This window comes from Vibrio sp. T11.5 (genome assembly GCF_027587155.1).
Taxonomy (GTDB): Bacteria; Pseudomonadota; Gammaproteobacteria; order Enterobacterales; family Vibrionaceae; genus Vibrio; species Vibrio neptunius.
Genome location: NZ_JAPPTP010000015.1, coordinates 1 through 20,074, shown reverse-complemented (window position 1 = coordinate 20,074; position 20,074 = coordinate 1). Strand labels below are relative to the sequence as shown.

Below are 20,074 nucleotides of genomic sequence, written 5' to 3'. Positions count from 1 at the left end.
CAGTATTGGCTCCGCTGACAACGCGGAAAGCTGATAAATATAGATGTTATGGAGTTAGCATGAGCGAAACAGCAACACAAAACAAAGAAACTCGTGGCTTTCAATCTGAAGTAAAACAGCTACTTCACTTAATGATTCATTCTCTTTATTCCAATAAAGAGATTTTTTTACGCGAACTGATTTCGAACGCCTCTGATGCTTCAGATAAGCTGCGTTTTCAGGCGCTATCCAACCCTGATTTATATCAAGGTGATGCTGAATTAGGTGTGAAGCTGTCATTTGATGAAGCGACCAATACGCTGACTATTTCAGATAACGGCATTGGCATGAGCCGTGATGATGTCATTGAACATCTGGGTACGATTGCAAAGTCTGGGACAGCCGAATTTTTCTCAAAGCTGTCAGAAGACCAGTCTAAAGATTCTCAACTGATTGGTCAGTTTGGTGTAGGTTTCTACTCTGCATTTATTGTTGCCGATGCAGTGACAGTGCGCACGCGTGCTGCTGGCCTATCTGCTGATGAAGCGGTTCAGTGGCACTCTGCTGGTGAAGGTGAATACACTATCGAGACCATTTCAAAAGAGTCTCGTGGTACTGATATCGTTCTTCATATGCGTGATGAAGGTAAAGAGTTCCTCAACGAGTGGCGCTTGCGTGAAGTGATTAGCAAGTACTCGGATCACATTGGTATTCCGGTTGCTATTCAGACTGCTGAACGCGACGAAGAAGGTAAAGAAACAGGTGAGAAGAAGTGGGAGCAAATCAACAAAGCTCAAGCACTTTGGACACGCAACAAGTCTGATATCTCTGAAGAAGAGTATCAAGAGTTCTATAAACACGTTTCGCACGACTTCGCTGATCCACTAGTGTGGAGCCACAACCGTGTTGAAGGTAAGAACGATTACACCAGCCTACTGTATATTCCAGCGAAAGCGCCTTGGGACATGATGAATCGTGACCACAAATCGGGTCTCAAACTGTACGTTCAGCGTGTATTTATCATGGATGATGCTGAGCAATTCATGCCTTCTTACCTGCGTTTCGTTCGTGGCTTAATTGATTCAAACGATCTGCCATTGAACGTGTCACGTGAGATTCTACAAGACAATAAAGTGACTCAATCTCTGCGGAACGCTTGTACTAAGCGTGTTCTTACGATGCTTGAGCGCATGGCGAAAAATGACGAAGAGAAATATCAGTCATTCTGGAAAGAGTTTGGTCTGGTGCTAAAAGAAGGCCCAGCAGAGGACATGAGCAACAAAGAAAAAGTTGCGGGTTTGCTGCGCTTTGCTTCTACAGAAGTGGCTTCCTCGGAGCAAACGGTCGGTTTAGCCTCTTACGTTGAGCGTATGAAAGAAGGTCAGGATAAGATTTACTACCTGACAGCAGATAGCTACGCTGCTGCGAAGAACAGCCCCCACTTAGAGCAGTTCAAAGCAAAAGGCATCGAAGTCATTTTGATGTTTGATCGTATCGATGAGTGGTTGATGAACTACCTAACAGAGTTTGATGGTAAGCAGTTCCAGTCTATCACTAAAGCAGGCCTTGACCTGAGCAAGTTTGAGAACGAAGAAGAAAAAGAAAAGCAGAAAGAGACTGAAGAAGAGTTTAAGTCTGTTGTTGAACGTACCAAGGACTACTTAGGCGAACGTGTAAAAGAAGTCCGTACTACGTTCAAGCTAGCTTCAACACCAGCGGTTGTTGTGACCGATGATTTTGAAATGGGCACACAAATGGCGAAGTTGCTTGAAGCTGCGGGTCAGGCTGCACCTGAAGTGAAGTACATCTTCGAAATTAACCCAGAACACCAGCTTGTTAAACGCATGGCAGATGAGGCCGATGAAGAAGCGTTTGGTCGTTGGGTCGAAGTTCTTCTTGGTCAGGCAATGCTAGCTGAGCGTGGTTCGATGGAAGACCCGTCTCAATTTGTAGGCGCCATCAACTCGCTTTTGACTAAGGGCTAATAGTCAAACGGTAATAAAAAGCTCGCATCATGCGGGCTTTTTTATTTATTTGCGCTTATCGTGAATAAAACAACGTAAGTTTGCAGCTTAATGTGAGTGTTTAAGCATTCTTTAGTCTTAAGCTGCGCTACGCGAACAGATTGTGTGGTAGAATGCAATCTTGAAACAAAGTGAGCAGGCGTGTAATGTGCACGCCTGTTTTATTGTCAATTGAAAGAACAGTTATACCGAAACTTACCGTGAGCTAAGGCTGTTGTTTGTTATAAACACCATAGTGAGCTTCGGTATAAATCATTATTATCTTAAGAGGACTCAACATGCGCATCATTCTTCTAGGTGCTCCAGGTGCAGGTAAAGGCACACAAGCAAATTTCATCATGGAAAAATACGGTGTTCCGCAAATCTCTACTGGTGACATGCTACGTGCTGCTATCAAAGCAGGTACAGAGCTTGGTAAACAAGCTAAAGCTGTTATCGATGCTGGTCAGCTAGTTTCTGATGAAATTATCCTAGGTCTAATCAAAGAGCGAATTGCTCAAGATGACTGTGAAAAAGGTTTCCTACTAGATGGTTTCCCGCGCACGATTCCTCAGGCTGATGGTCTGAAAGAGATGGGCGTTGATGTCGATTACGTTATTGAATTTGACGTTGCTGATGACGTTATCGTTGAACGCATGGCTGGTCGTCGTGCTCACCTACCTTCTGGCCGTACTTACCACGTAGTGTACAACCCGCCGAAAGTCGAAGGCAAAGACGACGTGACAGGTGAAGATCTGGTTGTTCGTGATGATGACAAAGAAGAAACTGTTCGTGCACGCTTGGGTGTTTACCATGAGCAAACTGCACCGCTTATCGATTATTACGGCAAAGAAGCGGCAGCAGGTAACACCAAGTACCTTAAGTTCGATGGTACTAAACAAGTCGCAGAAGTAAGCGCTGATATTGAGAAAGCACTAGCTTAATTTTGCTAACGGCAGAAATTAAAAGTTTGATATAGTAGAAGCGACCCTGAAGGGTCGCTTTTTTTATCGCTACATATTGATCGATCTAGAAGTTTTCAACGTACAGCCTCTTTTAAAGTGTCGATAGGGTCCTATGCAAAACAATAAAAAACAAGGTGTGCTACTGGTTAACCTAGGTACACCAAAAGCACCGACAGCTTCCGAAGTAAAGCGTTTTCTCAGTCAGTTCTTGCATGACCAACGTGTTGTAGATATGACACGTTGGTTATGGTGTCCGATTCTACATGGCGTCATTTTGCCTATTCGCTCACCAAAAGTTGCCAAGTTGTACGAAAGTGTTTGGATGGATGAGGGCTCGCCTCTCATGGTTTACTCTAAACGCCAAGCGGAGAAACTGGCCAAATCTATCGATATTCCAGTCGAACTCGGCATGACTTATGGCAGTCCAAGCCTCCAGTTAGGGATTGAGTCCTTAATAGCAAAAGGCGTGGAAGAGGTCATTGTACTGCCACTGTACCCACAATACTCGGGCACAACCACTGCAGCCGTATCAGATGGTTTAACGAAAGCATTTAAAAATATTCCAGTGATGCCTGGGTATAAACTACTCCGCGACTATCATGACCATCCAACTTACATTAAAGCCTTGGCAGAGAGTGTAAGGCGCTCTTGGGCAGAAAAAGGACGTGGTGAATACTTGCTGTGTTCATACCATGGCATTCCTCAGCGATACGCAGATAGCGGGGATATCTATCCCAAGCACTGTGAAGCGACCACAGAATTGTTACGACTGGAATTAGGTTTGAGCGAAGACCAGATGGGCATGACTTATCAATCTCGTTTTGGTCGTGAAGAGTGGCTGAAGCCATATACTGATAAAACGCTGGAGCAGCTACCTGCAAAAGGCATTAAGAATCTGGATATTCTCACGCCAGCATTTTCGGCCGATTGTCTTGAAACTCTGGAAGAAATCTCTGAGCAATGTCAGGAAATTTTTATTGATCATGGTGGAGAGAACTTTAATTTTATACCTTGCTTAAACGATGATGACCTTCACATTCAGATGATGCGTGAGTTGATAGGTCGTTAAGCTGACGAGATTGATAAAAAATCTACCTTATGAGGTGGATTTTTTCAATGATCAATCGTAGGGTTGGCAGAATCGTTCAACCCCCTTCCATAAAACAGATTGTGGTTCCTGAATATATTTGACGCCCTTTAGCGCCTTACCCCATAGGTTAAGGCATGACTGTTGCCTGTCGGAATTAGAGTAATGTTGAAGGATATGATCGGCTTCAATGGTACTGGTGAGTGCAGAAATAGCTTTGAGATAGTGGGCGACATACATTTGTTTGTTGCCTATCTTTCTGTTGATGTTGGCTTGCAATAGCAAAACCAGTGCATTTTCTGGTATCTCGGTCACATACTCTCTTTGAAGCATTCGTAAACTGCGTTCAACTTCACCCGAACGATAAGTTAGGAGTGCTAATAGCATATGCAGATCGGGTGGGGGAGTGGGAGTTTGCTTCCTCACCTTTTTTATCCAACGCTTTAATCCATCGCTAGATTGGTGAGTAAAAAGTAATTCTCGAGTATAAAACAGGACTTCAACCCCAGAGAGCTGGCGTGAGAGCAGTTGTTCAAGGGGCAGTTCTGATACAGGCTCAATTTGGCTAGACAACTTTGAGGCTAACGGCTTTATTGGCTGCGGGAGCTTGAAGTACTCACTCAAATCCACATTAAGCTGGTTAATCGTGGCAGCCAAATAGGGTGGATTCAGTTGATATATTTTGCGCCATGCGACACGGCCTGACGCAGAGTGATGAAGAAGGCTCTCCAAGTTCAATACTCCGTTGGCCTCTTCCCACAAGTTAAAGTTCAGCGTGTAGTCTGCGTCATAGAAGGCTTCTGAACCGGGGAAATTGTCATGTTCGCTTAGACTGTGCAGGTAGTAGGTTGGCGAACTCATATTCGATAGGTGAATATACGGAGAGCAACTTTGAGAATGCAAGATTAGCGCTTTTAATTTGAGTACTATCCGGTTCAAGCTCTGCTCTTCATGGTTGATACTATCGAGAAGCAGCCTAACCTGAGGGATATGCAGAGTATTACTTTTCTTGTCTTCTTCAAAGTGAGACCAAGTGTGGATCGCGAACACTACTGCGATAACACTCAATATCAAGTTTAAACTCCAAGAAAAATAGCGTAGCGCTGTTTGTTTTTTTTCAACGATTTTGTTGGCTGTTTGAGGTGCTTTGTTCGAGTCCGATGTTTTTGCCACAAGCTGAACGCCGCTTTCTGGAATGTAATAGCCCCGTTTTGGGTAAGTGATGATGATCTTAGATGGATCGGCTTCTTCAGAGTGTTCACGGAAGAGGTTACGTAATAGGCTAATTCTGTTGGTGACTACATTTTTGGAAATGTACTGACTTTCCCAGACCGACTCTATAAATTCTTCAATTGACGTTGGGTTTCCAACGTTTGTGAGTAAAATTTCCAGTAACGCCAAGTTTCTTGGTTCAAGTGATATTTCTCCTTGTTTCGAATGGAGAGTTTTATCCACTGGATTATAGGTAAGATCTGCAATAGCAATATTACATTGTTCTGATTTGGCTTTTTCAAGTAGATTCATGCAGTGCTATCGAAGTACGTCGTGATTGAACAGAGGACGCGAATTCTACCGCAATACCAAGGTTGCTTATAAGTGCTGAACGTGATGTTGGGCGTCTCAAAAGTGAGAACTTGAACCGAGATTGTTTAATTTTAAGTGATAGAGGCAGGAAATTCAGGTGTGGAGAGTACAACCACACCTGATAGCGTTAGCTTAGAAAGAGTAGCTAGCGTTTAGGTAACCAGTGTTTGAAGCATCCACACTCAGCTTAATGACACCAACCTCGTGATCGTTTCCGAAGAAACGGCTGTGTCGGTAGCCGAGTTCCATACTAAAGTTATCCGTAAAGTTGTAACCCATACCTAAGTTTACGCCAGCTGCTAAACCCGTGTTGGTACTGTCTTTTGAAAGACCAAACTCAGAGACTTCATAGGTACTGTTATAAATACCTAGGTTACCACCAGCTAGAAGGTAGAACTTGTCTGTTAGGTTGTGAAGATAATCAGCACCTGCACCAAACTCATGAGTGGTAATACTAGACTTAGCATAGGTATAGCCAAAGATGTTTTGGTACTCGATGGTAGATTCTGCACCAGCTTGAAGGTACCCATAAGCACGGATGTTATCGCTAAAATAATGGCCAGCTTTAAGGCTTAAAAAACCCGTATCGTCATTGATAACATCTGAGTTGGCATCTTGGCCAGACGTGGTGTAAGAGCCAAGGCCTAGTTCAACTGCAATATAGTTTTCATTAGCAAGTGAAGGCATTGAAATTAGTGCAGCTGATGCTGCAACAAGTAGAGTTTTTTTCATCGTTTTACGCTCAAATAATGGTTTGTATTGAGTTGTGATTGCTTGGGCCGATTTGATGAGGAACAGTGGTTACCATCAATTAGCCGCAATATTAGAAATGCGTCACGTATGCTCGCTTTTTCGCCGGAGGGAAGTTAACTGAGGATGTTGAAAGAGGCGAAAAATAAATTTACAAATAGTTGAATAGAAATACATTTTTCATCTAACTGTTTGATAATTAAGGTTTGTTTTGGGGTGTGAAAAGTGGAGGCGCCTGAAAAAGTCAGGCGCTTAAAAATATAAAAGCATCAACAGAAATGGTTATTACTAATTTCCAGGGTAAGAGCGGTATTCGAATACCTGACCTTGTTCGTTAAACGCATAAACAGAATAGGCGTCTTTTTCATTGCCGTATTCCATACCAGGTGAGCCCATCGGCATGCCAGGAACGGCTAAACCTTTAGCATTTTTAGGCCGGTTCTCTAAAAATGCTTTGATATCCTGTGCCGGAACGTGCCCCTCAAAGACAAAGCCGTTAATCTCAGCAGTGTGGCATGAGGCCAATTGTGGCTTTATGCCCAGCTTTTGTTTTATTGGATTCATATCATCGTGCAATTTTTCTTCAACCGTGAATCCAGCTTCCTGCATGTGTTTAGTCCATTCTGTACAGCATCCACAGTAGGGTGATTTGTGGTTGAGCACGTCTGCCGCCAGTGCGTGACCGGACAGTAAAAGAAGGGACGTAAAGGAAATAACTTGAGTTTTCATACACACCTCTATGAACGAATCGAAGATTTAAAAAGTCTTAATCGGTTGGCATTGCTCACGACTGTGATTGATGAGAGTGCCATTGCTGCGCCAGCGACGACTGGGCTGAGCAAAAATCCGAATGCTGGGTACAGTACGCCAGCTGCGATTGGAATACCTAAAGAGTTATAAATGAACGCACCGAATAAATTCTGCTTCATGTTTTTAATCGTTGCTTTGGAAAGTTCGATGGCTTTAACAACGGCCAGCGGTGATGAGTTAAGTAAGGTCATTTGCGCGCTTTCAATTGCGACGTCGCTACCACTACCCATAGCGATACCAATATCTGCCAGCGCGAGAGCGGGAGCATCGTTGACTCCATCACCAATCATTGCAACCCGCTTGCCGTTTGCCTGAATTTGAGCCACATGACCCGCTTTTTCATCTGGCAGTACTTGAGATATCACTTGTTCGATCCCAAGTTGTTGAGCTATCGCATTAGCAACATGCTGGTTGTCACCAGTTAACATGACCGGAGTAATTTGCATAGAGCGTAGGGCAGCCACCGCTTGCTTCGCATCTTGTTTAATCGGGTCGGCGATGGCGATTAAACCTGATACCTGATTTTGCTGAACGACAATCACTGGGGTCCAAGCATTATTTGCGCAGCGCTGCAGTTCTTGTTCAAGTCCTTCAAGCTCGAGCTCTTGTTTTTGAGCATAAGGTAAAGAAACCACCGCGATACTTTCATTTTCTAAAACACCAGTCACTCCCATGCCGCGCATGTTATTGAAATCGCGAACTTCGCCCAAACTAAGCTGATGCTCTTGAGCATGCGTGACGATGGCTTTTGCTAGAGGATGCTCTGAATATTGCTCCACGCTAGCCGCTGCGGTTAGCAGTCGTTTATCGTCCTGATTAAGAGCGAAGATATGCTGAACGTCAGGCTTTCCCTGGGTTAATGTGCCTGTCTTATCAAATACAACCGTATCGATATTGCTTGCAGATTGAAGCACATCTGCATCTTTGATTAAGATCCCCATTTCAGCGGCTTTACCAATACCAACAGTCACCGACAGTGGGGTTGCTAAGCCTAGCGCACACGGACAAGCAATGATCAGTACAGTGGTGGTAACGACCAACATGTAGCTTGCTTTCGGGTCAGGGCCAACCATAAACCACATTAGGGCAGAGAACAGTGCAATGGCGACAACGACAGGGACAAAGACAGCCGAAATTTGATCCGCCAGTTTGGCGATGGCGGGTTTGCTGCTTTGCGCTTCCCGTACCATGGTAATAATGCGCGACAGCATGGTATTGCTACCCACTCCTGTTGCTTTAATGACTAAGCTGCCATCCTGATTTAACGTACCTGCAGAAATCATATCGCCACATTGTTTATAGACGGGGACAGGTTCGCCAGTAAGCATAGATTCATCTAGGTAAGACTCACCTGAAACGACGTGTCCATCGATAGGGGCTTTTTCACCGGGTTTGATTCGCAGTTGCATGCCTTCTATTATTTGGTCAATGGCAATCACTTGGTCGCCAGATTCGGTAATCAACACAGCTTCATTGGGCTGAAGGTTGATCAAAGCCTGCAAGGAACGAGTGGTTTTGGCCTTCGCTCTTGCCTCAATGTAGTGGCCTAAAGAAATCAGACCGACAATCATCGCGCTGGCTTCAAAGTAAACATGACGTGATGCTGGTGGAAACCAATCTGGGAACGTCACAACTAACATTGAGAACAGCCAAGCTGCACCCGTACCCAACGCAACGAGAGTGTCCATGGTTGCACGCTTGTGAGTAAGAGCTTGCCAAGCGTTGGAGAAGAAGCTTTTTCCCGCGGTAGCAAGAAGCCAGAAACAAATAATCCCAACGACGCCCCAAATTAACTGATCCTGACTGGTACGGATCATCATATTGCCACCCAACACACCCCAAAGCATGAGTGGTACGCCGATGGCAATACCTGCCCACGCACTTTTCTGATGATGAGCTTGCACGGCCATTTGATGGGCCTGTTGCTTCTCTTGTTGTGTTGCTGGATCGTCAACAATTTCAGCCTGATAGCCTGCTTCTTTTACTGCATTGGTTATAGCGCTAATGGTTTTGTTGTCTTTATAGGTACTGAAAACTAAGGCACTTTGTTCCGCGAGATTAACTTGAGCTTTGGCTATGCCTTCTACCTGGGTCAGTGCTCGTTCAACAGACGCCACACAACTGGCACAAGTCATCCCTGAAATCAAAAAATGAAGTGTTTCTTTGTGATTGGAAGAGGGAAGGTGCGATTTTGGTTGAGTGATTTTTTGTGGTTGAGCCGTTGGCTCTTTTATTTCTGCCTCAGGCTCTCTGGCCTGATAACCGAGAGAGGCGACAAGATCTTTCACTTGTTGCTGTGTGAGTAACGTCGAAAGAGAAAGCCTGATTTTCGATACATCAAATTGGCCAATATCGTTACTTTCTTTTAAAGCGGACTCAAGTTTGACCACACATTTACCGCAGCTTAGTCCTGATAGGTCGAACTGATACTGATGACCCGCCTGATACCCCAGAGATTGAATCGACAGTTCTAAATCTGCAAAGCGGCTGTCGCTATCCAGTGTGACACGTTGTGGCGTTAAATCATGGATGTTGACTTGATGCTGAGAGGTAAGCTCTCGCTCAACTTTTCGCGCGCAACCCATGCAACTTAAACCTGATAGTGGAATATCGAACTGACGCATAACATAACCCTCAACGATGAACTGTTGCTGAGAATAAACCTTACCTCAAGGGGAAGGTCAAGCACTGTCAATGAAGAACTACCAAAATGTCAAAACTGACGAGATAGCCGAGTTCGCTATGGTTTCGCTTACGATGTATTTCTATTGTTTATCTATAATTATATTGCTCTTAACGGACGTTATCCTTCCTGCTATCGACGACTACTGGTCGCAGATGCGACGTAGAGTACAGTTTGTGCAACGCGTGTTTCTATCCATAAAGTGGCAATCAAGGCAAAGGTTTATTTCACGGCCAGAAAACATCTCAATCAACCGTGAATTCTGTATAAGACGGATTGTAGATTTGTACATCGGTGCTAAAATACGCGCAATTTTGGCACCATTCATAGATTCTAATGATTGGTGTAGTCATCTAGACAAATCAAGGTATTTTACATGACGGTTAAAACTCGTTTTGCTCCTAGCCCTACTGGCTACCTTCACGTTGGTGGTGCGCGTACTGCACTTTACTCTTGGCTTTTTGCTAAAAACCAAGGCGGCGAATTCGTTCTGCGTATTGAAGATACTGACTTAGAACGTAACTCTCAGGAGGCAGTCGATGCGATTCTTGAAGGGATGCAGTGGATGGGGCTTGAGTGGAATGAAGGCCCTTACTTCCAATCTAAGCGTTTCGATCGTTACAACGAGATGGTTGACAAACTACTCGAAGAAGACAAAGCCTACAAATGTTATGCTTCAAAAGAGCTACTAGACGAAATCCGTGCTGAACAAGAAGCAGCAAAAGAGATGCCGCGTTACGATGCTGAACACCCGAAAGTTTTGGCTGCCAATGCAGAAGCGAAAGAAGGCGATTCGTTTGTTATCCGTTTCCGTAACCCGAAAGAAGGTAGTGTGGTATTCGATGATCAGATCCGTGGTCGCATTGAAATCGCAAACAGCCAGCTAGATGATCTTATCATTCGCCGTACTGATGGTGCTCCAACTTACAACTTCGTTGTGGTTGTGGATGATTGGGATATGGGTATTACACATGTTGTTCGCGGTGAAGACCACATCAACAATACGCCTCGTCAAATCAACATTTATGAAGCGTTAGGTGCGCCTGTCCCTACATTCGCGCACTGTGCAATGATCCTAGGCGATGATGGCGCAAAACTGTCTAAGCGTCACGGCGCAGTATCAGTGATGCAATACCGCGATGAAGGTTATCTACCAAATGCACTAAACAATTACCTAGTGCGTCTTGGCTGGTCTCATGGTGATCAAGAGATCTTCTCTCAAGAAGAGATGATCAACCTATTCACTCTAGATGCTATCTCTAAGTCAGCGTCAGCGTTTAACACTGAAAAGCTACTTTGGTTGAATAATCACTACATCAAGACTTCGGCTCCTGAGTACGTGGCTGAGCACCTACAATGGCACCTAGATAACCAGAATCTAAACATTGAAAATGGCCCTGCAATCACAGAAGTGATCAAGCTTGTGGGTGAGCGTTGTAACACACTTGTAGAGCTTGCAGAGCAAATCCGCTATTTCTACGAAGATTTCTCTGAGTTTGAAGCTGGCGCCGCTAAGAAGCATCTGCGTGGTGTCGCCAAAGGCCCGCTAGAGTTGGCTTTAGCAAAAGTTGAAGCGCTAGAAGAGTGGACAACAGCGAACATCAAAGATGGCGTCATCGCAGCCGTTTGTGAAGAGCTAGACATCGGTATGGGTAAAATTGGTATGCCACTGCGTGTTTCAGTAACAGGTGGCGGCCAGTCTCCTTCTGTTGATGCTGTCATGGAGCTTGTAGGTAAAGAGCGCGTTATTGCTCGTATCAAGATGGCGATTGCGTTTATTGCAGAGCGTGAAGCTAACGCATAATAAAAAACACAATCAAGAATATAAACCGTAGCTTAAGGCTACGGTTTTTTTATGTCTTCATATTGTTTAAAAACTTTAAACGTCGATATAACTCCTTAACCAGGTTGTGACTGCCGTTCCATTTACCCGTCTACAATACTCTGATACGAGAGGTGATTATCTAAATATATGAATTTAAATAAAAATTAACAAAGTTATTTGTTATTTATCTTTTTGGGGTGTAGTGTCCGACCATCTGTACGGTAATACGTGTATCTATTTGTTTGTCAGCGGATTGCCTATAGCGTGGCGAATCTAGCATCTATCAATAAGGTATCAAAAATGAAAAAAATAGCAGCGGTAGTTTCTGGCACACTTCTTCTCGCATCGGCGTCGGTTAATGCGCAGTTTTATCTGGGTGCCAAAGCAGGGGGTAGCTGGGTAGATGATTTGTGCACAACAGGTGAATGTGATGATAACTCTTGGGCTCTGGGTTCATTTTTCGGCTATGAGTTTAACGACTACTTAGCGCTTGAAGCAGGCCTAGATACGCTCGGTGAAACGACGGGGTCAGGCTATCAAGACGCAGGCTTGGTGTCGTATTCTTTGGCGCCTCGTTTCAGCTTACCTTTAACTGAGAATATTGATGCATTTGCCAAAGCTGGTGGTGCATATGTGGAATATGGTGACAAGAGCGACAGTTCTTTTGTTGCGGGTGTCGGTCTGAGTTACAGTTTGCTGCCCAACATTGATATTCAGTTAGAGTATCAGCGCTTAACGGATATTGATATTGACACGCATAGTATTGCTGGTAATGCGTTTACATTGGGTTTCACTACAAAATTTGGCAGTAGCGGTCAGCGTGCGGAGACGCCAGCACAAGAAGAAATGCTGGTAGAAGAAGTGGTAGAAGAAACGGTCATAGTTAAGCCATTGCTCCAAACCTATGAGTCCGAAGTGGTATATTCGGTTAGCTTTAAATTCGATAGCTCAGAACTAACACCGGAAAGTGAAATCGCATTGCAAGAAGTTGCTTCATTCATGAGTGATTATCCACAAGCGACCGTTGATGTGGTTGGCTACACGGACACCAGTGGCCCCGCTGCATACAATCAAAAACTGTCTGAGCTGCGTGCTCAGTCTGTCGCGGATATCATTGAAAACTATGGTGTAAACCACTCACGCATACATGTAGAAGGTGCAGGTGAAGCGAATCCAGTCGCATCCAATCAAACTCGTGAAGGACGTATCAAGAATCGCCGGGCGGAAGTCACAATGAATGAGTTTGAGTATCAAGTTCAGCCTTAACTGCACGGCGCACAAAAAGAGTTATTCAAAGCCCTGAATCAACAGGGCTTTGTCATATTTATGAGAATGTTACTCGTTAACCCCCAAAAAGTGAAATCAGTCTACAAACCTATTTGTACATTTTATGTACCAAGGTGTACTGTTAGTGTGGCCATACTGTAACTTATTGATTGTTATAGTGTGGAATGTTAGTTGCGGCGTTTACGCGTTGAGAGTAATAAGGACAACATAATGAAAAAATTAGCAGCGGTCATTTCTACTACACTTCTTCTTGCATCCGCATCGGCGAACGCTCAGTTCTACTTAGGTGCAAAAGCCGGGGCATCTTGGCTCAATGACTCTTGTTCTACAGGCCCGTGTGATGACAGCTCTTGGGCTTTAGGTTCATTCGCTGGTTATGAGTTTAGTGATATGATCAGCCTTGAAATAGGGCTAGATACCTTGGGCGAAACCACGGGATATGGGTACACTGACGCGGGTTTGAGCTCTTATTCTTTTGCCCCTCGATTGACCATGCCTATAGCGGAAAGATTGGATGCTTTTGCGAAACTAGGTGGTGCGTATGTTGAGTACGGCGACAAAGATGACAGTTCGCTACTTGGTGCTTTGGGTATCACGTACTCCTTTATGCCAACCATTGATTTTCAACTTGAATACCAACGTTTAACAGATATTAACGTTGATACTCATCGCTTTAAAGGCAACGCATTGACGCTTGGCTTTATAGCAAAATTTGGTGGTAGTGATGAAGCAGTAGAGCAACCAGTGGAAGAAGAATTGATGGTTGAGGAAGTCGTTGTCGTTGAGCCAATTATCCAGACGTTTGAAACCAAAGTTGTGGATTCCAGCAGTTTTGCACTAAACAGTGCAGAGTTGAAACCACAAAGCAAAACAATGCTGGCCGATTTGGTCACCTTTATGACGAAATTCCCTCAGTCTACTGTTGAAGTTGTCGGTTATACTGACTCTAGCGGTTCAGCATCATATAACCAGAAACTTTCTGAAAAACGTGCTCAATCGGTGGCTGAAGTGCTACAAGAACAAGGGATTGATTCCTCAAGAATTACGGCGCGTGGTGAAGGAGAAAATAATCCGATTGCTTCTAACGAAACGAGAGAAGGTCGTGAGCAAAACCGACGTGTAGAAATTATGGTGCCAGCCTTCGAGTATCAGGCCCAATAACGACTTTTTGAATTGCACTTTGGAACACCTCTGATGAGAGTCAGGGGTGTTTTTTATTTCAGGTCGATGCTGTTGAGGCGGCCCATGAACTCGAGGATTTCCAAATTGTCTTTATTGGCCTCCAGCAGTGCTTTTTTGGTCTTAGTGTAAGCCGCAAGTCGTCCATGTTTTTTTATTGAACATACCACGCTTTTGTAGATCAATTTTCCTTCTTCGTCGTAGTTGCGCCAAGCGGCGATGTAGCACTCATCTTTGGCGTTTGGATCAGTTTTGGTGGGACGAGGTTTGAAAATGATTTTGGGTTCTACCGAGTGGGGAAGGCGGGTCATTAAGTAAGGGTCTTTGAGTAACTTGCGCCAAAACTTACCCCACATAGCACTGCCCAGTTCATTGCGAAGTTTAATGGCTTTCTTTAACCCCTTCTTATCACCAATTCTCACATAGCCGACTGAGCGGTGGAGTACCGTATCATCAGGTGTATGAATATGAATTTTAAACGCAGTCTTAGCTTTAGATATAAAGCGATGACCAGTGTTAGTGGTCAAGTTACTTTTCTTCATCAACTTCTTATAAATAGTTTTGTTAATAACTATTTTAGTTGAATGTCCTCAATTGTTGAAGCCTTGATTTTCAGCCATAGAATCGATTTGAAGAAGTACTATGGTCGGGTCTTGATATCGCAATGATATGTTTATGATATCGGCTCATATTCTATTGCTGACATAGAAGGTCAGCTCGGAAGGCCTAAGCGTCTCTAGTTTCAAAGTTTACTCACGGGTAGGATTTCATCTTGCAGCATCATCCGGTTTGATGCCGCCGCACCCGTTGCCTCGCCTCAAGGCTGGTTAGCACCGTCGTTAACAGGCCTAGGTTAGGGGTCTACATCTGGTAGACCAAAATGTGTTGAAGTTTTGCATTCACCTGAACTTTGGTAGCTGAATAGAAATACTTGTTAAAATAGGCGCAAGAACTAGAATCCGTTCTTCGTTAAGAAAATGATATACAACTTGTTTAATTTTTGAGGTGTCTAGAGCTGCGGTATAGGCACTTTTAGATTATCATCACCTGCTTGAAATCGAGAGCCACCACTTATGAATTACAATAAAGAATACCATAGCAATGGCATCGTTCAGTTTGATGCAGCGAAAGAGTTAATTCAGCATTTACCAACACAGGTAGGGCGCTTGCTTGATATTGGTTGTGGTTCCGGGAAAGTCTCTCACCTTATACTGGCACATTCGAATCCTCAGGCAATGGTGGCTATAGATGCTTCGAAGGAAATGCTTGAGCAAGCACATCAGTTATACCCCGATAGTCCAGTTCAGTTCGAACATGCAGATGTTCGTCAGTTCACTACGGAACTCAACTTTGATGTCATCACATCAAATTCATCGTTCCAGTGGTATCAAGATTATGACTCCGCTCTTTCTACCATTAAGGATGCGCTCAATGTGAATGGTATTTTTGTTCTGCAAACACCTTATAAGCAGAAGTGGTGTCCTCAGGTCATTGATATGATGGCGGAGTTTTTCCGTGATTACTATCCACAACTTGGCCAAAATTTTTGTATGCCCTGTATGCATTTGGAAAGTCCAGAGGAATACAGAGAAATGTTTGAGTCGAGAGGATTCAGCGTAAATTCAATCACACCTAGAGAATTTGAGTATGTTTTCACTGGTGAAGAGTTTAAAAAGTTCTTCATGTCAGGGGCATACAAAGTGTATACCTTAGCCTCAAGTTACACACTACCGCTCCCTTCGTCCTTCGCTGTCGATCTCGAAGATTTTATAGAAGAAATCACGCAGAGCCGTGAGATTTTTGATGTCTGTATCTTTAGGCTGATCGCGAGTTTTGGCAAGGCAGAAAAGAGGTAAGTGATTTTATCTACCATAACAAAAGCTCGGAGAGGTCAGCCGAGCTTTTGTTATATAGAGGTGTGTTAATTATGCGTACTTTGAGTCTTCATCTAACTTAGCAAAGTCATGCTGTTTCTTTACTTTTAGGGTATTGTAGGTAAACACGAGAGCGTAGAGAATAGGGAGAAGAGCGACAGCGTAACCGACCTTAAATAGATAATTATCAGCAATTTTCTGTAGTAAATTTAACGATGTGGAAGAATTAAAGAATAATCCGATCCAAATGACCGTATACAGCGCCTGACCAATTGTGCTTGAAATAATAGAACGTGCCCAAATAGGTGCTTTATGCAGTTTTATACTGAGTTTTCTAAAAATAAAGTTGTTTGCTTGATCGGCTGATAGAATACATAGACTGTTAATTAGGTATAAATAAATAAGTGGTTCAAAGACTTCTTTATAAGGAGATTGAATATCAAAAATAGAAAAAGTTAGCGCTATTAATCCTGATGCCAATGCGCACATGCCTGCACCAAAATAGGTGGTAGATTTTGCATACTCATATCTCAATGTTGCATTAATAGTATCGAGGACCAAGAATGTTAACGGAAAAATTAAAATCCCCGCTGGTTGCCAAGTGCCGAATATTTCAACGCTGTGAGGTGACATAGGAACTGCAACTAATAGTGAAGCAAGGTAAAGCGCAGTGAGGAACCCGTACCATTTAATATCAAACTTGGTCATGGGGTCCATGGCGTGGATTAAGTCTCGATGTTCCTTTTTGAAAAATACAACAAGACCTTTGTTAATCAGCCCTCTAGCTGGCGAACTCAAGACGTAGTCGTTATCTTCATTTGTGTAATATATTAAGCCATTCTCAACCTTCAACAAGTTTAAGCTTCTTGTCATTGATATGTTCCTTACTGATTTTAGTGATAACCTTGCCAATTGGGATGTAATCTTTTTCAGGTTCGTGAGGATACCAAGTTAAATTTATAAAATTATCAACTCTAAATAACTCGATAATGTCTTCACCGCTTTGAAATAAATAGTTTCCGGCACCAAGTTTCTTAGTGCTAATTATATTGATGGACTCATCATTATATATAAGCTTGTGGAACTTGGATATTGGCATACCAGTTTCAAAAAAACCAATCTTTTGAAGCTTAGAATTAACTATACCTTCTACATCGTAATCTCGCTCATAGGTACCATTGCGTTCAACACCTGTCATCAGCCATTCGTAGGATACATTAAGTGCTTTCGCTATTTGGGTCATATTCTTATGCGGGTTTTTAATTTTGTTATTAAGAAGCTTACTCATATAGCCTCTCTCTATACCCACTTTTCTACATAGCTCAGCTGCAGAAACGCCTTTAACAAAAAGAATTTCCTTTAATCGCCCGCCGATAGTGCTGACATCTTTCAATATACTTCTCCGAATAGTGTTTTATGAACTGTTACACAGTATGAGATTATTTTTTGTTGAAAAAAGTTTCACTTTTGACAATAAAGTGATTCATATATTAAACTTTTTCTGTCGAAAACCTCAAGATTTAGTATTGGATTATTCATAGTTGCGCTATGCGATGTTATCCAAGCAATGAGGGGCCATGATGCCGTTAATGACTTGAAATGCAACGTACAATGAATATCTGAGCAAGTTGGTTTGGTTTCGATGTTCGAATTGGAAATAGCCTGTTAGTCTTTTAGGTTAGAAACCCAATTATAGACCCTTGTGTAACGCTATGTTGGTGTGCCTCTTTCTTGAGCGGAAAGGGGCTTTTTTATGCTTAGAAATGAGGTGACATTGCTGACAACTGTAGTGTTAGTTTCTTACGTCAAAATAATTATGGTTTAGCTCAGGGGGAGGAGGGGTTTAAATTGAGGAATTTGCTGGAACGTCGTTATTTTTTGATTCGATGACGTTGAAAATGGGGGAGTCCTTTCCCTCAGAGATTTATGTCCGGATAGAAAGCCGGAATTTCAAATGGATATCGATTACATTAGGCGCTGCTTGAGTAGAGCTCGTTGAAGCTCCGCAACGGTAATTCGCTCTTCAGGGTTAGGTTTAACCATCTGAGCTAAAAGCGTATCTTCTGCATCCATACGGCCATCTTTAGCTTGCACTAACGCGGTAAATTCACGAATTAACGTCATTTTGTACATACGATCCATTTCGTGTTCGCTGGCGTAAGTATCGCGTTCATCGGTAATAGTTTTCCATACTTCGGCGGCAAATTTCTCGTGCTTCTTAAGCATAAGTGTCATACCCGCAGAAAATACATCGGCAGCAAATGGGTCAAGTAAATAAGGATTCTCTTGAGCTAAGTTCTGGCGAGTAAGCGCGAAATGTGGAACATGTTCTATTTCCGGAGCACTAGTTAACAACGTGAACGCCACGTTAGGGTGCTCAACACCGAAATAGGCTTGTTTTGAACCACCTAGGTCTGCCATGTAATATTGCCCATTTTTATGCAAAACGTTCTCGGCTTTTATGTCACCATGGAAGATACCTTCTTTTCTTAGTTCCGCTAAAGCATCAACGACTTGAGCAAACATTGTTGAGGTATATGGAATAGCCTCATCGAAAACATCCCCTTCCATCAACTCCATTGCGATGATGTAATCTCCCTCTTTGGTTTGGTATGAACCGTAGTATGAAACAAAACGTGGGTGACCATTGAATTTTTTGAGCATGCCAAGTTCATTGTTAATGCTGTTGATGTCTACCTTGTAGCTGGAGATCACTTTCAGGGCCATTTGCACTGCGCTACCACTTGGCAACGTAAAGGTAATCGGATAGATAGCACCAAAAGCACCACTCTGTATTTTGTCCCCTACATGCCAATCAACCCCTGCGTAAATACCCTCTAAACTGCCAGCACTCTGCCCAAATATTTGTGCATTTTGTGCATGAAGTTCGCTGAGTAGTCGAGCTCTAAAGTAAAAGTCTTTTTCATCAGCGAGTTTGTACTTAGATGCCTTTAGCTCAGTACCTTTGATCAGATCTGGTTCTACATGGGTTAAGCCCATAGATTGATCAACATGTTTTGGGGATACGATAGAGGCATGTCTTTCTAGAGCAGAATGCTCAAGCCCTGTCATTTTTTCAACAATTTCCACTAGGTTGGATGGGACGAGCCCGGTGTTACCTTGAGCGTCAATCGCTTCCCACCAATCTTCGCTGTAGTCCGTGATGTAAAACTGTTCGCCTTCTTCCAAGGAGAAGACCTTGGTATTCGTCAGACGTTCAATTTCTTCAGTGCCCTCGAAAGCAGCAGCGTCAAAATAGCCAATGGCTTTTACTGTGAACGATGCAGCTTCGCGGGCTTGTTTTGCTTTTAGCTGAGCTAAGTCTCTTCGTTTAAAGAGATCTAAGCTTCTTTGTGTATACTCTGTATCAGCAAAGTTGATCCAACCTGCTTCGCCTGTCTCTCGATTTGCAGCCCATAGCCATGGCATATGTTTATCTTGAATGACCTCAAATTCATTACCCATTTGCATCGCTAATATACCTTGCTCAGCATCGGCATCTCTCGCAATCTTTGCTTTTACCGAATATAGGGAGTCTAACAGAGCAGAATGCGGTTGTTCTTCTAGAGGTTCGTTTAATAACTCTATAGACGCAAGGCCATCAACTTTTTGGGTTGAGATGATTGGTGCGAACGGCTTGCTTAGGTCTTCTTCACCAACAAGGACTGGTGCGCCCAACACAGCATATAGATCAACTGGCTCTTGAATGTCCTCAATCACTTCAACTTCTGAAATGTATGGTTGATACTCATCCTCCAACGGCATACCTAAACCTTTTAAGCCTTCAAGTACTTTGCTGAGGTCGATATTTAACTCGGTAGAGTCTCCATCGACCAACGAGGATTGCTTTGATTGCTCAATCAACGTATCAAGCGCTTCTTTTTCTTGAGAAGCAATGCCATCAACTTTTTGGGTTGACGTGATTGGTTCGAACGGCTTGCTTAAGTCTTCTTCACCAACAATGACCGGTGCTCCCAATACAGCATAAAGATCAACTGGCTCTTGGATATCCTCAATCACTTCAACTTCAGAAATGTGTGGCTGATAG

Annotated in this window: 15 protein-coding genes; 7 read left to right on the top strand and 8 right to left on the bottom strand. The window is 43.3% G+C overall.

Annotation, left to right across the window (positions count from 1 at the left end; translation table 11 throughout):
* Window positions 1–59: 59 nt before the first annotated feature.
* From htpG to hemH, 3 genes are all read left to right on the top strand, one after another.
* Complete coding sequence (gene htpG, locus OH455_RS15155; protein ID WP_269981980.1) at window positions 60–1,964, top strand: molecular chaperone HtpG; 1,905 nt, start codon at window positions 60–62, stop codon at window positions 1,962–1,964.
* 317 nt (window positions 1,965–2,281) lie between these two features.
* Window positions 2,282–2,926 carry an adenylate kinase gene (gene adk, locus OH455_RS15150; RefSeq protein WP_006957391.1) on the top strand — a complete coding sequence of 215 codons (645 nt, stop codon included), beginning with the start codon at window positions 2,282–2,284 and terminating at the stop codon, window positions 2,924–2,926.
* Between the two features lie 133 nt (window positions 2,927–3,059).
* Window positions 3,060–4,016, top strand: coding sequence for a ferrochelatase (hemH, locus tag OH455_RS15145; protein WP_269981979.1), 957 nt, complete (start codon window positions 3,060–3,062; stop codon window positions 4,014–4,016).
* 51 nt (window positions 4,017–4,067) lie between these two features.
* On the opposite strand, the gene OH455_RS15140 is transcribed toward hemH, so the two are convergent.
* From OH455_RS15140 to OH455_RS15125, 4 genes are all read right to left on the bottom strand, one after another.
* Window positions 4,068–5,558: a winged helix-turn-helix domain-containing protein gene (locus OH455_RS15140; RefSeq protein ID WP_269981978.1), complete on the bottom strand. Its 1,491-nt coding sequence runs from the start codon at window positions 5,556–5,558 to the stop codon at window positions 4,068–4,070.
* A 192-nt stretch (window positions 5,559–5,750) separates the two neighbouring features.
* On the bottom strand, window positions 5,751–6,350 hold the full coding sequence (locus tag OH455_RS15135) for an outer membrane beta-barrel protein (RefSeq protein WP_269981977.1): 600 nt from the start codon (window positions 6,348–6,350) through the stop codon (window positions 5,751–5,753).
* 306 nt (window positions 6,351–6,656) lie between these two features.
* Entirely contained in the window at window positions 6,657–7,097 is a 441-nt protein-coding gene (locus tag OH455_RS15130) for a DUF411 domain-containing protein (protein ID WP_269981976.1), read from the bottom strand.
* A gap of 8 nt (window positions 7,098–7,105) precedes the next feature.
* Complete coding sequence (locus tag OH455_RS15125; protein ID WP_269981975.1) at window positions 7,106–9,802, bottom strand: heavy metal translocating P-type ATPase; 2,697 nt, start codon at window positions 9,800–9,802, stop codon at window positions 7,106–7,108.
* A 435-nt stretch (window positions 9,803–10,237) separates the two neighbouring features.
* On the opposite strand from OH455_RS15125, the gene gltX reads away from it, so the two are divergent.
* The 3 genes from gltX (at window position 10,238) to OH455_RS15110 (ending at window position 14,134) form a co-directional block, all read left to right on the top strand.
* On the top strand, window positions 10,238–11,665 hold the full coding sequence (gene gltX, locus OH455_RS15120; RefSeq protein WP_269981974.1) for a glutamate--tRNA ligase: 1,428 nt from the start codon (window positions 10,238–10,240) through the stop codon (window positions 11,663–11,665).
* A 321-nt stretch (window positions 11,666–11,986) separates the two neighbouring features.
* Window positions 11,987–12,952: an OmpA family protein gene (locus OH455_RS15115; protein ID WP_269981973.1), complete on the top strand. Its 966-nt coding sequence runs from the start codon at window positions 11,987–11,989 to the stop codon at window positions 12,950–12,952.
* 231 nt (window positions 12,953–13,183) lie between these two features.
* Entirely contained in the window at window positions 13,184–14,134 is a 951-nt protein-coding gene (locus tag OH455_RS15110) for an OmpA family protein (RefSeq protein WP_269981972.1), read from the top strand.
* 53 nt (window positions 14,135–14,187) lie between these two features.
* On the opposite strand, the gene OH455_RS15105 is transcribed toward OH455_RS15110, so the two are convergent.
* Window positions 14,188–14,694, bottom strand: coding sequence for a hypothetical protein (locus tag OH455_RS15105; protein ID WP_045974628.1), 507 nt, complete (start codon window positions 14,692–14,694; stop codon window positions 14,188–14,190).
* A gap of 531 nt (window positions 14,695–15,225) precedes the next feature.
* Here OH455_RS15105 and OH455_RS15100 point away from each other — a divergent pair.
* Entirely contained in the window at window positions 15,226–16,008 is a 783-nt protein-coding gene (locus OH455_RS15100) for a class I SAM-dependent methyltransferase (RefSeq protein WP_269981971.1), read from the top strand.
* A gap of 69 nt (window positions 16,009–16,077) precedes the next feature.
* Here OH455_RS15100 and OH455_RS15095 read toward each other — a convergent pair whose 3' ends face one another.
* The 3 genes from OH455_RS15095 to OH455_RS15085 form a co-directional block, all read right to left on the bottom strand.
* The gene (locus OH455_RS15095) at window positions 16,078–16,899 is read right to left on the bottom strand and encodes a VUT family protein (protein WP_269981970.1); all 822 of its coding nucleotides are present in this window, start codon (window positions 16,897–16,899) and stop codon (window positions 16,078–16,080) included.
* Window positions 16,868–17,419: a helix-turn-helix domain-containing protein gene (locus OH455_RS15090; RefSeq protein WP_045974625.1), complete on the bottom strand. Its 552-nt coding sequence runs from the start codon at window positions 17,417–17,419 to the stop codon at window positions 16,868–16,870. Before OH455_RS15090 ends, OH455_RS15095 begins: the two co-directional genes overlap by 32 nt.
* Before the next feature lie 572 nt (window positions 17,420–17,991).
* Window positions 17,992–20,074, bottom strand: a 2,083-nt coding sequence (locus tag OH455_RS15085) for a protein kinase domain-containing protein (RefSeq protein WP_269981969.1), incomplete at its 5' end; no start/stop codon positions are given.